This is a genomic window from Corallococcus sp. EGB, from assembly GCF_019968905.1.
Lineage (GTDB): Bacteria > Myxococcota > Myxococcia > Myxococcales > Myxococcaceae > Corallococcus.
Genome location: NZ_CP079946.1, coordinates 8,042,280 through 8,055,407 on the forward strand (window position 1 = coordinate 8,042,280; position 13,128 = coordinate 8,055,407).

Sequence of the window (13,128 nt, forward strand, 5' to 3'; positions counted from 1 at the left end):
CGCGAGCGCTGGAAGGCCCGCGGTGCCCCGGGTGTGTCACGTCAGGACGCGCTCAGTAGCGGTAGGTGTCCTGCTTGTAGGGGCCGCTCTTCTCCACGCCGATGTACTTCGCCTGCTCGGGGGTGAGCTCCGTGAGCTGGGCGTTGAGCTTCTTGAGCTGGAGCCGGGCGACCTTCTCATCCAGGTGCTTGGGCAGCACGTACACCTTGCCCACCTGGTACTTCTCGCTGTGCGAGTAGAGCTCGATCTGCGCGATGGTCTGGTTCGCGAAGGAGCTGGACATCACGTAGCTGGGGTGGCCGGTGCCGCAGCCCAGGTTCACCAGGCGGCCCTTGGCCAGCAGGATGATGCGCTTGTTGTCCGGGAAGATGATGTGGTCGACCTGGGGCTTGATCTCCTCCCACTTGTACTGCTCCAGGGAGGCGACCTCGATTTCATTGTCGAAGTGGCCGATGTTGCAGACGATGGCCTGGTCCTTCATCTTGACCATGTGCTCATGGGTGATGACGGACTTGTTGCCCGTGGCGGTGACGAAGATGTCCGCCTTGTCGCAGGCGTAGTCCATGGTCACGACGCGGTAGCCCTCCATCGCGGCCTGGAGCGCGCAGATGGGGTCGATCTCCGTCACCCACACCTGGGCGGACAGCGCGCGCAGGGCCTGCGCGGAGCCCTTGCCCACGTCGCCGTAGCCCGCGACGACGGCGATCTTCCCGGCCACCATCACGTCCGTGGCGCGCTTGATGCCGTCCACCAGGGACTCACGGCAGCCGTAGAGGTTGTCGAACTTGCTCTTCGTCACGCTGTCGTTGACGTTGATGGCGCGGAACAGGAGCGTGCCCTTCTGGGACATCTCCTGCAGGCGGTGCACGCCCGTCGTGGTCTCCTCCGTGACGCCCAGAATCTTCGCGCTCTTGCGCGTGTACCAGGTGGCGTCCTCGGCGAGCTTGGCCTTGATGGAGGCGTACAGCTCGCGCTCCTCCTCGCTCTGGGGGTTGGAGATGACGGACGGGTCCTTCTCCGCGCGCTTGCCCAGGTGCATGAGCAGCGTGGCGTCACCGCCGTCGTCGAGGATCATGTTCGGCCCCTCGTGGTCGCTGCCGGCGGGGCCGAACTCGAAGATGCGGTGGGTGAAGTCCCAGTACTCCTTGAGGGACTCGCCCTTGTGGGCGAACACCGGCGTGCCGGCCTCCACCAGGGCGGCGGCGGCGTGGTCCTGCGTGGAGAAGATGTTGCAGGACGCCCAGCGCACCTGCGCGCCCAGGGCCTGGAGCGTCTCCACCAGCACGGCCGTCTGGATGGTCATGTGCAGCGAGCCCGTGACGCGAGCGCCCTTGAGCGGCTGCTGCTTCGCGTACTCCTCGCGGATCGCCATGAGCGCGGGCATCTCGCTCTCGGCGATGCGGATCTCCTTGCGGCCCCAGCTGGCGAGCTTGAGGTCGGCGATGGAGTAGTCCTGATTCTTCTGCTGGGTCACCGCGGTCATGGTGTGTCTCCGGATCCAGGTGGCGCGCTGTGCTGGCAAGGGAGAGGGCGAGCCCTGGAAAGGCCGCCTCACCCTCGCAAGAAACGCGGACAGGTGAGCGCCGTTGGGTCAATCGGCTTCGAGCCTGGGGCCGGGAAGGCCTCGCAACGCTCCTCGAAGTCGCGGGGGAAACTACGGGAAGGCGCCCCGAATTTCAAAGGGTGTTTGGCGCTCCGGGGCCTGCCGGAAGTCGCACCTGGAGGTGTCCTGGCGGACAGCCGGAGGGCGTGTCCCGAGGGGTGGGAGGCCCTGCCCTTCGAGGCAATGGTCACGCGGGTGGACTTTCAGGAAATTTCCGCATTGCTTCTTTCCCGGGAGCCATGATGTCCGCCTTGCATCGGTTGCGGTGGGCGCTGACCGCGCTCGCCGTCCCTGCCTCCCCGGCCCGCTGAACGGGAGTGGCCCTGGGGAAGACACCACGGCAATCACAAACATCCAATCGCAGCGAAACCCTGTCGGACGCGGCGAATAGAGCTGGGCGTGCGCGTAGACAAGACAGTCCGCCTCACGCGCGGGGCGGCAATTCCAATGGAGGTAGCATGATGAAGAAGCATGCAACGTTCATGGCGCTGGGGTTGACGGCGCTGCTGATGGGCTGTGGCGAGGCATTGCGAGAGGAGGCGCCCCCGGCCGCGGTCCCGGAGCTCCAGGCCGCTCCGTCGCAGGACCTGCCGTCCGCGGAGCAGCTCGCGGCCACCCGGACCCAGGCCCCGGTGACGGCGGTCCCGGTGAAGTACGTCGTGGATCCCTCAAGCGCGCCCCAGCTCCGCATTTCCGCTGGCACGGAGTCCGCGCAGCGGGCGCCGTCCACTGAACGCGACTCCTCGGCCAATCCCCGGCGTGCCCTCAAGTAGTCCCACCCGCACCTTCAAGGAGGTTCTCGTGTCGATTCGAAAGCTCGCAGCAATGACGGCGCTGGCGTTGGGGCTGGGCACGGCGGGTCCGGCCCATGCGTGGATGCAGTACTGCAATGCCACCAGCGTGACCATCTGGACCACGTATGAGTGGTACGCGCCCTCCTGCAAGGCGGAGGATGGCAGCGAGTGGCGGAAGAAGGGCTGGTGGTCCCTCAACCCGGGCGAGTGCAAGATTGTCTATGGCGCAAGCCTGCCGGGCCGCTACTCCTATTACTACGCGGAGGGCGGCGGGAAGGTCTGGGCCGGCCAGTACTCCACGTGCACCCCGTCCACCGCGTTCGACTGGTGTGACAACACCTGCAGCACCAACTCGCGCCAGCTGGGCTACCGCGAGCTCGATACCGGCAGCGCGTCCAACTACACGCTGACCTTCAATCCCTGACTCCACCGAGGGATGGGCCATGCGCTGACCTGGGCGCTGGCGGCGGACAGGGAGCACCGCGGGGGCCCGGCCCTCGCGGTGCCGGGTGAGCTGGGAACGGTGGATGGGGCGCGACGGCTGCTCGCCCCACGCTGACGGGCAGCCCTGCCCGTGGCCACCTTCCCAGCGGAGCCACGCCATGCAGCAGCCGTCACAGCCCAGAAGGCAGGCCGGCCTTCGTGCCCCCGGCGTACCTGCCGTTCCCTGGCATGCGCTGCTCCCGGAGGCCGTGCTGGAGCGGCTCTCCGCCACGGAGCAGGGGCTGACAGGAGAGGCGGCCCGGGAGCGGCTCGCGCGCCATGGCCCCAACGCGTTGGAGCGCTCGCGGCCGGTGAGCGCGTGGAAGCTCTTGTGGCGGCAGCTCGACAGCCCGCTCATCTGGGTCCTCATCGCCTCCGCGGGCCTGGCCATCCTGCTGGGCAAGGTGACCGACGGGCTGGTGGTCGCCGCCGTGGTGGTCCTCAACACGCTCATCGGCTTCGTGCAGGAGTACCGCGCGGGCCGGGCCATCGAGGCCTTGAACTACATGGTGGCGGAGACGGCCCACGTGCTGCGAGATGGACACCTCGTGGCGCGCCCCTCCGCGGAGCTCGTGCCCGGGGACGTCGTGCAGCTTGCATCCGGTGACCGCGTGCCCGCGGACCTGCGGCTCTTGCGCTCGCACAACCTCCAGGTGGAGGAGGCCGCGCTCACCGGCGAATCCGTCCCAGCCAGCAAGCACGTCGCGGCCGTCGCCGCGGACGCGGAGCTGGGAGACCGGGCGAGCCTCGCCTTCGGCGGGACGCTCGTCACCTCCGGCACCGCCACCGCCGTCGTCGTCGCCACCGGCGGCGCCACGGAGCTGGGCCGCATCTCGCACCTGATGGAGCAGACCGCGGACCTGAGCACGCCGCTCACGCTCGAGCTGGCCCGGATGGGCCGCGTCATCTCGGCCGGCATCGTCGCGCTGTCCGCCGTGCTGCTCGGGGTGGGGATGCTCCGGGGCTACACCTTCAGCGACGCGGTGCTGGTGGCCATCACCCTGGCGGTGGCCGCCATCCCGGAGGGGCTGCCCGCCATCGTCACCATCGCCCTGGCCATTGGCGTGCAGCGCATGGCGTTGCGCCGCGCCGTCATCCGCAAGCTGCCCGCCGTGGAGACCCTGGGCAGCACCACCGTCATCTGCACCGACAAGACCGGCACCCTCACCCGCAACGAGATGACCGTGCAGGCCTTGTGGACCTGGCGCGGGCACTACGCGCTCACCGGCGTGGGCCATACCCCCACGGGGAGGCTCCTGCGCGCGGGCCACCCCGTGGACGAGCTGCCGGGGGACGTGCACGCGCTGCTGCTCGCGGGCGTGCTCTGCAACGAGGCGGACCTCCAGCCCCATGAAGAGGGCCGCTGGGGCATGACGGGCGACCCCACGGAGGGCGCGCTGCTCTTCGCCGCGAAGAAGGTGGGCCTGGGCGTGACGGACCTGCGCGAGCGCCATCCCCGCCTGGACGCCATCCCCTTCGAGTCCGAGCACCAGTTCATGGCCACGCTCCACGCGGGCGGACAGGCGCGCGGCGAGTTCTTCTCCTCCGAGCGCTTCGTCTCCGAGCTCTTCCTCAAGGGCGCGCCGGAGGTGGTGCTGCGCCGCTGCGGGCCTGACACGGACCGGGGCGCGGTGCTCGCGGAGGTGGAGCGCATGGCGCGTCAGGGGCTGCGCGTGCTCGCCTTCGCGCGCAAGGACCTGCTCCGGAAGGGAGGGCTGCTCCCCCAGGACGTGGAGGAGGGCTTCACGCTGCTGGGACTGCAGGGGATGATCGACCCGCCCCGCGAGGAGGCCCTGGCGTCCGTGAAGGACTGCCACGCCGCCGGCATCCGCGTGAAGATGATGACCGGCGACCACCTGGCCACGGCGGAGGCCATCGGGCTGCGGCTGGGCATCCACTCCCCGGGGCAGCCGGGCCTCACCGGCGCGCGCCTGTCCGGCATGAGCGACGCGGAGCTGGCCGTGGCGGTGAAGGAGACGAACGTGTTCGCGCGCCTGGCTCCGGAGCACAAGCTGCGGCTGGTGCGCGCGCTCCAGGCGCAGCGGCACGTGGTGGCGATGACGGGCGACGGCGTCAACGACGCGCCCGCGCTCAAACAGGCGGACATCGGCGTGGCCATGGGCGTCACCGGCACCGCCGTGGCCCGCGAGGCCGCGGACCTGGTGCTGACGGACGACAACTTCGCCACCATCGTCGCCGCCGTCGAGGAGGGCCGCCGCGTCTATGACAACCTGGTCAAGTCGCTCGCCTTCGTGCTGCCCACCAACCTGGGGCTCGCCCTCATCCTCATGCTGGGCGTGACGTTCTTCCCCCTGCAGGAGGCTGGCGGCGTGCGCGAGCCGCTGCTGGCCATGCGCCCCACGCAGCTCCTGTGGATCAACCTGGTGGCCACCGTCACCCTGGCGCTGCCCCTGGCCTTCGAGGCCCGGGAGCGCCACGTGATGCGCCGTCCGCCGCGCGCGCCGGACACGCCCGTCCTGAACCACTTCGTGGTGATGCGCACGGGGCTCGTCGCGGTGCTGATGGCGGCGGGCGCCATCGGCCTGTTCCTCTGGGAGTTCGCGCGCCAGGGCGGAGACCATGACGCCTCCAACACCCGCGCCCTGGCCGAGGCGCGCACCATGGCCGTCAACACCGTGGTCAGCTTTCAAATCTTCTACCTGTGGCTGTGCCGCACGCTGACGGGCAGCACGCGGGAGGTGGGCGTCGCGAGCAACCCCACCGTGTTCCCGGGCATCGCGGCGCTGGTGCTGCTCCAGGCGGCCTTCATGTACGTGCCCTTCCTCCAGCGCCTCTTCGGCTCCGCGCCGCTGTCGCCGGGGGCCATCGCGCGGTCGGTGCTGGCGGGCGCCTGCGTGCTGCCCGTGGTGGGGCTGGAGAAGTGGCTGCGTTCGCGGAAGCGCGAAGGACAGGGCCGGAGCGTGGGCGCTACATGAGGTGTCCGGCCCAGGCCCCCCGCTCCACGCGCGCGTCCAGCCGCTGAAGCAGGGCCACGAGGTCGCTGAGGTGGCGGGCGGCGGTGAAGCGGGTGCGCACATGCTCGTGCGCCTGGGTCCCCAGGCGGGCCGCGAGGACCGGATCATCCAGGAGCCTCCGCACCGCGACGGCGAGCGCCGGCAGATCGCCGGGGTCCCGCACGAGCAGGCCGTCCACCTCGTGACGGACCTGGTCCAGGAGTCCTCCCACCGCGCTCGCCACCACGGGGCGCGCCTTCCACATGGCCTCCGTGACGGTGAGGCCGAAGCCCTCCCGCAGGCTCTTCTGCACCACCACCGCCGCGTGACGCTGGAGCGCGTTGACGATGGCGGCGTTCTCCTCCGGGTCCACCATGGGCAGACACGCCAGGTGGACGCGCTGGCGCAGGAAGTGCGGCTGCTCGCGCCACGCGGCGATGACGGCCTCGAGCGTCGCCGCCGCCTCCGGATCATCCGCGACGGACGTCACCGAGGGCCCGGCCAGGACCAGCTCCGCGCGCAGGCCGGGCGACTCGCGCAGGAGCAGCGCGAAGCCTCGCAGCACCCCCACCGGGTCCTTCAAGGGGTCCCACCGGGAGACCTGCACCACGAGCGGCATGTCGGGGGCCGGCGCCGAACCCAGCCGCACGATGTCCGCCCCGCGCGACACGCGGGCCGGGACCCCGTCTGTCCGGGTGAAGATGGGCTCGGACGCGTCCGGCGCGAGCCCCACGAGCCCGGTGTGGCCCAGGATGGCGCGCGTGACCTCCGGCGCCATGGGCTGGTTCTTCACCGCGAAGATGTCGATGGAGGGCGCGATGACGACGGACCGGTCCGCGAGCAGGGGCGGCACGTAGGCGGCCCGCGAGAAGACCGCGAGCCGCGCGGCGGCCAGGTCCGGCGCGAGGAACCCCCACGCCCGCGCCACCTCCGCGTCGAGCGTGTCACTCCCGATGTGGCAGCGCCAGACCACGCGCGCGCCCGCGGCGGTGAGCGTCGGGGCCAGCCCCGCGGTCTGCGGGTCGTGCAGCAGCACCACGTCCCCCGGCCGCACCAGGACGAGCAGCTCCTCCGCGTTGTCGCGGAGCACCTCCTCGTAGCAGGCGCGCTCGGCGGCCCCCAGGGGTGAGCCGTCCCCCCGCGAGCCATGCAGCGCGTGGTGCAGCCGCTTGGTGATGCGGAAGAAGGCGGGCGTGCCCCGCACCACCATCCAGCGCGTGTCCACACCCGCCCCGCGCGCGTAGGCGAGCATCCGGGGCAGCAGCTCCGCCACGCCGCCGCCCCGGGCCGTGGAGCTCACGTTCCAGCACGTGCGGCCCGCCATGAGGTCCCGGGCCTGCACCGCGTTCGCCTGGAGCGCCTCCCACTCCACGCCCGTGAGCTGCGGCCGGAAGGCCGCCAGCGCGCTGGCCTGCACATGGACTTCGAAGGGCTTGAGCATGGGGACACCGTCACGGCAGCGCGGGATGCTTGACCACCAGCACGGGCCGGCGGCTGCGGGCCACCACCTCCTGGGCCACGGACCCGAGCACCGCGCGGCGCACGCCCGTCCTCCCGTGGGAGCTCACGCAGAAGATGTCCACCCCGTACCGCTCCGCCGCCTGGCAGAGCGCCTGCGCGGCGTGGACCCCGGTCAAGAGCTCCATCCGGACGGTGATGTCCCGGCCGGCCACGTCCCGGGGAACCAGCGCCTCCAACTGGCGCCGCAGCTCGGCCTCGGCCAGGTCATCGTCCCCGCCCAGGGCCACCGCGGGCCAGAAGTCCGCGTAGACGATGGGGACGGGCGACTCGATGACGTGCGCCAGGATGAGCTCCCCGCCGCGCGGCAGGAGCGACAGGGCATGGGGGATGGCCAGGTTCGCCAGCCGGGAGAAGTCCGTCGAGACGAGGACGCGCCGGATGGACGGGATGCTCACGGGCACCTCGGCCTCCGGGGTCGCGGCGACCGGGACACAGGCGACCGCCGTCACCTGCGCGAGCTGGAGGGCGGAGAGCGACACCGAGCCGTGCCGCACGCGCCGCAACCCCCGGCGCTGGTGGCTGCCCAGGAGGAGGAGGTCCGCCCGCGCCGCCTCCGCGAGCGTGGAGAGCGGCTCCACCACGCTCCCGTAGGACTCCGCCAACCGCAGCTCCGCGTGAGGCTCTCCGACGCGGGACAGGCGCTCGCGAAGGTCGCGCTCGAGGAGCGCCTCGATGCCCTCGGCCCCCGGGTTCGCGCGGTACAGCCCGAGCCGTCCGGACTCCGTGCCCGGGTTGTAGACGTGGGCGACCGTCAGCTCGACCGGCCCCACCCGGCGCAGCTCCGGAAGCCAGCGCAGCGCGACCTCCGCGCTGTGGGAGAAGTCATCGCCCACGGTGACCCGCAGCGGGCGCCCTCCCTGGCACCACTCCAGGAACGGCCCGGACAGGCGGACCATCAGGAAGGGGGTGCGCGACAGCTGCGCGATGCGTTCCGGGACGCCGCCCAGCCGCCAGCGCGTCTCCGAGCGCCAGCCCAGGGCCGCCGTGATGATCATCCGCGCCTGGATCTTCGCGGCATGCTCGACGAGGGCCTCGTCCGGCATGCCCAGCAGCACCTGGGGCTCCACGCTCAGGCCCTCGCGGCGCAGTCCGTCGGCCTCGGCGGCGAGCCGCTGCTCCAGCTCGGTGATGGCGCTGCCGCGACCGGCCGGCCAATCCCGCCGGAGCATGCCGGGCTCCGCGGCGTGCACGAGCACGAGCGGCGTGCGCGTCCGCTCCGCGATGGCGGCCGCGACGCGGACGGCCTCCCGGGAATGGTCGGAGAAGTCCGTGCCGACGACGATGGCCATGGGGTCCCCCCGGGGGCCCTGTCATGCCCCGCTGCCGCGAGGACGCGCCCCTCGCGTGGAACGTGGGGGCCGGGCCTGGAGGGCGCAAGAGCTCCGGGCCCCGCGGCGCGCGGCCCCTCACCCGGGTCCGGGAGCCGGCGGAGCGGGCGCCTCCGGGAAGAGCAGCTCCAGGTGATACACGCCGTCCTCGCGGCGGCTGCGCACGGGCAGGCCGCTTTCGTGGAAGACGTCCAGCATGGAGGTGTTCGTCATCAGCACGTCCGCCTGGAAGCCGGGGATGCCCCGGGCCATGGCGGCCTCGCGGATGCGCCGCATCAGCACCGTGCCCACGCCCCGCCCCTGCCAGTCGTCGCGGACCACGAAGGACACGTCCCCCAGGCCCGTGGCCGGATCCACGAGGTAGTGCACCACGCCCACCACCTCCTCCGTTCCGGGCGGACACGCGACGAGCGCCATGTCGTGCTCGAAGTCCAGGTCCACCATCCGCTGGATCTCCGCGTGCGGATGCTCCTTCTTGAAGCCCATGAAGCGCCGGTAGCCGCTCTCGCGCGACAGGGCGTACAGGAGGTCCTGCAGGGCGCGCTCGTCGGTGACGCGGGCCGGGCGGATGACCAGCGCGTCGTGTGCCAGCGTGTGCTCCAGCCGCTCCTCCGCCCAGGGGTAGCGCGCGCGGGGCACCACCTGGTCCGGCATCACCCAGCGGCGCCCCTTGGCCCGGGCCATCAGCTCCGCCCGGAAGTCCGGGTGGGCGACGTTGATGAGCGCGAGCGCGCGCTCGCGGATGCTCTTGCCCCAGAGCTCCGCGACGCCGTACTCCGTGACGACGGAGTGGACGTCTCCCCGGCTGGTCACCACGCCGGTGCCGGGCTCCAGCGCCAGCTGGATGCGGCTCACCGCGCCCCCCCGCGCCGTGGAGGGCAGCGCGATGATGGCCCGGCCTCCAGGGCTGCGGCTGGCGCCCCGGATGAAGTCCACCTGTCCGCCGATGCCGGAGTAGAAGCACCCGCCCAGCGTGTCGGACGCCACCTGGCCGGTGAGGTCCACCGCCAGGGCGGAATTGATGGCGACCATCCGGGCGTTGCGCGCCACCACCGCCGGGTCGTTGGTGTCGTCGCTCGGCCGCATCTCGATGGCCGGGTGGTCATGCGCCCAGGCGTAGAGCCGCTGGCTGCCCATGATGAACGACGTGACGAGCTTGCCCGCGAGCACCGTCTTCCGCTTCCCGGTGATGACGCCCGCCTCCACCAGCCGCATGACGCCGTCGGAGAGCATCTCCGTATGGATGCCCAGGTCGTGGTGGTTCTCCAGCGCCGCCAGGATCGCGTCCGGGATCCTCCCGATGCCCGACTGCAGGGTGGCGCCATCCGGGATGAGCCGGGCGACGTGCTCACCGATGCTCCTGGACACCGCGTCCGGCGGCTCGGGGTGGACCTCCAGCAACGGGAGCGTCACCGGCACCAGGTGGTGGATGCGGCGCACGTCCAGGAACGAGTCCCCGTGCGTGCGCGGCATGTGCGGGTTGACCTCCGCGATGATGAGCGAGGCCGCGTCCACCGCGGCGCGCACGATGTCCACGGAGACGCCCAGGCTGACGTAGCCGTGGGCATCCGGCGGGCTGACCTGGATGAGCGCCACGTCGATGCGGATCCGCCGGCTGCGGATGAGCTCCGGGATTTCGGAGAGGAACACCGGCATGAAGTCCGCGCGCCCCTCCTGCACGGCCTGGCGCACGTTGGGCCCGATGAAGAAGGCGACGTGGCGGAAGCGCCCGGCCTGCGAGGGCTCCACGTAGGGCGCGGGCCCCAGCGTCAGCAGGTGCACCACCTCGTTGTCCGCCAGGTAGGGGCCGCGCTCGTCCACCAGGGCCCGCACCAGCGTCACCGGCTCGGCCGCGCCCGAACCGATGAGGATGCGCCTTCCCGGCGGGACGGCGCGCAGGGCCTCCCCGGCCGTCCTCACCCGGTCCGCGTGGCGTTCAATCCAGCTGTCCATCCCGTCCGGATAAGCACGCAGCACGCCCTACGCGCGCCGCGACGGACCGGCTCGCGGGGTGCCTGCCTCCCTGACGGTGTACGCCAGGAAGGCCCCGGCCCCAGCTTGGAAGGAGCGCGAGGAGCCCGAGCCCATGGACCCGTCCCTTCCCCCAGAGCCCTCTTCCCAGGAACTGGAAGCCCCCCCCGCCTCTCCCGCGACCATCCTCTGGTTCGACGCCCTGTCCCGGGAGGACGGGGCCCAGGCCGGAGGCAAGGGCGCCAACCTGGGAGAGCTGACCCGCGCCGGGCTGCCGGTGCCCCCCGGCTTCGTCATCACCGCCGCCGCCTTCCATCAGGCGATGGAGCCCGTGCAGGCCCGGTTGCATGGGCTGTGGGAGCGCGTGGATCCGGATGACCCGCGAACGCTCACCGGCCTCACGGAGTCCCTGCGAGACCTGGTGCTTCACGCGCCCCTGAAGGACTGGCTGCGCGCCTCCATCATCGCCGCGTACCACCGGCTCTGGGAGTGCTCCGCGGTGGCGGTGCGCTCGTCCGCCACCGCGGAGGACACCACCACCACGTCCTTCGCGGGCATGCACGAGTCGTTCACCAACGTGGTGGGCGACGACGCGCTCATCGACCGCGTGCGTGCGTGCTGGGCCTCGGCCTTCAGCCCGCGCGTGGTGGCCTACCGCAAGGCACATGGGCTCACGGAGGTGCCGGAGATCGCCGTGGTGGTGCAGGCCATGGTGGACTCGACGCGCTCGGGCGTCCTGTTCACCGTGGACCCCACCACCGGAGACCGCGGGCACCTCATCATCGAGGCAGCCTTCGGCCTGGGCGAGGTCGTCGTGGGCGGACAGGTGGAGCCCGACACCTACGTCGTGGACCGCGAGGGGCCCCGGCTGCTGGAGGCGCGCGTGGGCATGAAGACCTTCCAGCTCGTGCGCGACGGCGTGGGCCGCGAGAAGCGCGAGGACCTTCCGCCGGAGCGGGCCCGCGCGCGGGTGCTCACGGACGTGGAGGTGCTGGAGCTCACGCGGCTGGGGCTGCGCGTGGAGCGGCACTACGGTGCGCCCCAGGACATCGAGTGGGCGGAGCAGGACGGCCGGTTCTACCTGGTCCAGTCGCGGCCGGTGACGACCGGGCGCTCCGAGCCGCCGGAGTCCCAGGGGGAGCCCCATCCGGAGCCGGAGCAGGCGCGGGTGAGCGGGCTGGGCGCGTCCCCTGGCGTGGCCTCCGGCCGTGTGCGGCTGCTGCGCGACGCCCGGGAGGGCGCCAGGCTGGAGGCGGGTGAAATCCTCGTCGCGCCCATGACCTCCCCGGACTGGGTCCCCACGATGCGGCGCGCGGCCGCGGTCGTCACCGACAGCGGCGGCATGACGTGCCACGCGGCCATCGTCAGCCGCGAGCTGCGCAAGCCCTGCGTGGTGGGCACGCGCACCGCCACGAAGGTCCTGCGCGACGGAGAGGAGGTCACCGTGGACGGCGCCGCCGGCACCGTGCGCCAGGGCCTCATCCGGGAGGCGCCGTCCCAGGCGGCAGGGGAGCCGCACACCCCCCAGGCGGCTCCCCAACCCGGGCAGGTCGCCGCGACGGAGGCGCTGGGCACGCGGCTCTACGTGAACCTGGCCCTGCCGGGGCAGGCCGGGGAGGCGGCGGCGCTCCCGGTGGACGGCGTGGGCCTGCTGCGGGCGGAGTTCATGCTCACCGAGGCCCTGGGCGGCGTACACCCGCGCAAGCTCATCGCGCAGGGGCGGAGCCGCGAGTTCGCCGAGCGGATGTCCCAGGCGCTCCTGTCCATCACCCGCGCCTTCCGGGGCCGCCCGGTGGTGTACCGCGCCACGGACTTCCGCACGAACGAGTTCCGGGGGCTGGAGGGCGGCGACGCGTTCGAGCCCGCCGAGTCCAACCCGATGATTGGCTTCCGGGGCTGCTACCGCTACCTGCGCGAGCCCGAGGTGTTCCGGCTGGAGATGGAGGTGCTCGCCCGCGTGCGGGACGAGACGCCCAACCTGCACCTGATGATTCCCTTCGTGAGGACGAAATGGGAGCTGGAGGCGTGCCTGGAGGCCGTGGAGAGAAGCCCGCTGGGGCACCACCGGGGCATGGAGCGCTGGGTGATGGCGGAGGTGCCCTCCGTCGTCTACCGCGTCCCGGAGTACGCGCGGATGGGCATCACCGGGGTGTCCATCGGATCCAATGACCTCACGCAGCTCATGCTGGGCGTGGACCGGGACTCGGAGTCGTGCGCGGAGCTGTTCGACGAGGAGGACGCGGCGGTGCTGGACGCCATCGTCCGCATCATCCGGGCCAGCCGCGAGGCGGGCATCACGTGCTCCCTCTGCGGCCAGGCCCCGTCGAACCGGCCTGGCTTCGCGGAGCACCTGGTCCGCGCGGGCATCACCTCCATCTCCGTGGACCCCGCGGCCGTCGGCGCGACCCGGGCGGTGGTGGCGGCGGCGGAGCGGCGGCTGTTGCTGGAGTCCGCCCTGCGCCGGTAGGCCGCGC

At 72.0% G+C, this 13,128-nt stretch carries 8 protein-coding genes and 1 riboswitch; of the genes, 4 read left to right on the plus strand and 4 right to left on the minus strand.

The window, feature by feature from the left end:
- Positions 1–52: 52 nt before the first annotated feature.
- A complete protein-coding gene (ahcY, locus tag KYK13_RS32640) occupies positions 53–1,483 on the minus strand; it encodes an adenosylhomocysteinase (RefSeq protein ID WP_223637784.1) in 1,431 nt (476 codons plus the stop codon).
- An 88-nt stretch (positions 1,484–1,571) separates the two neighbouring features.
- Positions 1,572–1,644, minus strand: a riboswitch (S-adenosyl-L-homocysteine riboswitch).
- 420 nt (positions 1,645–2,064) lie between these two features.
- Between ahcY and KYK13_RS32645 the strand changes: the two genes are divergently transcribed.
- The 3 genes from KYK13_RS32645 to KYK13_RS32655 all read left to right on the plus strand — a co-directional run bounded on the left by KYK13_RS32645 (position 2,065) and on the right by KYK13_RS32655 (position 5,816).
- On the plus strand, positions 2,065–2,376 hold the full coding sequence (locus tag KYK13_RS32645; protein WP_223637787.1) for a hypothetical protein: 312 nt from the start codon (positions 2,065–2,067) through the stop codon (positions 2,374–2,376).
- Positions 2,377–2,404: 28 nt separating this feature from the next.
- The gene (locus KYK13_RS32650) at positions 2,405–2,821 is read left to right on the plus strand and encodes a DUF1036 domain-containing protein (RefSeq protein ID WP_223637790.1); all 417 of its coding nucleotides are present in this window, start codon (positions 2,405–2,407) and stop codon (positions 2,819–2,821) included.
- 178 nt (positions 2,822–2,999) lie between these two features.
- The gene (locus tag KYK13_RS32655; RefSeq protein ID WP_223637793.1) at positions 3,000–5,816 is read left to right on the plus strand and encodes an HAD-IC family P-type ATPase; all 2,817 of its coding nucleotides are present in this window, start codon (positions 3,000–3,002) and stop codon (positions 5,814–5,816) included.
- On the opposite strand, the gene KYK13_RS32660 is transcribed toward KYK13_RS32655, so the two are convergent.
- The 3 genes from KYK13_RS32660 to KYK13_RS32670 form a co-directional block, all read right to left on the minus strand.
- Positions 5,809–7,275: a glycosyltransferase gene (locus KYK13_RS32660; protein WP_223637796.1), complete on the minus strand. Its 1,467-nt coding sequence runs from the start codon at positions 7,273–7,275 to the stop codon at positions 5,809–5,811. The two genes, KYK13_RS32655 and KYK13_RS32660, sit on opposite strands and share 8 nt — an antisense overlap.
- Positions 7,276–7,285: 10 nt before the next feature.
- Positions 7,286–8,644, minus strand: a complete 1,359-nt coding sequence (locus tag KYK13_RS32665; protein WP_223637799.1) for a universal stress protein — start codon at positions 8,642–8,644, stop codon at positions 7,286–7,288.
- 117 nt (positions 8,645–8,761) lie between these two features.
- Positions 8,762–10,660, minus strand: coding sequence for a bifunctional acetyl-CoA hydrolase/transferase family protein/GNAT family N-acetyltransferase (locus tag KYK13_RS32670; RefSeq protein WP_223637802.1), 1,899 nt, complete (start codon positions 10,658–10,660; stop codon positions 8,762–8,764).
- 109 nt (positions 10,661–10,769) lie between these two features.
- Between KYK13_RS32670 and ppsA the strand changes: the two genes are divergently transcribed.
- Entirely contained in the window at positions 10,770–13,121 is a 2,352-nt protein-coding gene (gene ppsA / locus KYK13_RS32675; RefSeq protein ID WP_223637804.1) for a phosphoenolpyruvate synthase, read from the plus strand.
- The last annotated feature ends 7 nt before the right edge of the window (positions 13,122–13,128 follow it).

What these genes read in the sequence shown, in the direction of transcription:
- ahcY (WP_223637784.1), bottom strand. Translation starts at nt 1,483, where the DNA reads ATGACCGCGGTGACCCAGCAGAAGAATCAGGACTACTCCATCGCCGAC.
- KYK13_RS32645 (WP_223637787.1), top strand. Translation starts at nt 2,065, where the DNA reads ATGAAGAAGCATGCAACGTTCATGGCGCTGGGGTTGACGGCGCTGCTG.
- KYK13_RS32655 (WP_223637793.1), top strand. Translation starts at nt 3,000, where the DNA reads ATGCAGCAGCCGTCACAGCCCAGAAGGCAGGCCGGCCTTCGTGCCCCC.
- KYK13_RS32660 (WP_223637796.1), bottom strand. Translation starts at nt 7,275, where the DNA reads ATGCTCAAGCCCTTCGAAGTCCATGTGCAGGCCAGCGCGCTGGCGGCC.
- KYK13_RS32665 (WP_223637799.1), bottom strand. Translation starts at nt 8,644, where the DNA reads ATGGCCATCGTCGTCGGCACGGACTTCTCCGACCATTCCCGGGAGGCC.
- ppsA (WP_223637804.1), top strand. Translation starts at nt 10,770, where the DNA reads ATGGACCCGTCCCTTCCCCCAGAGCCCTCTTCCCAGGAACTGGAAGCC.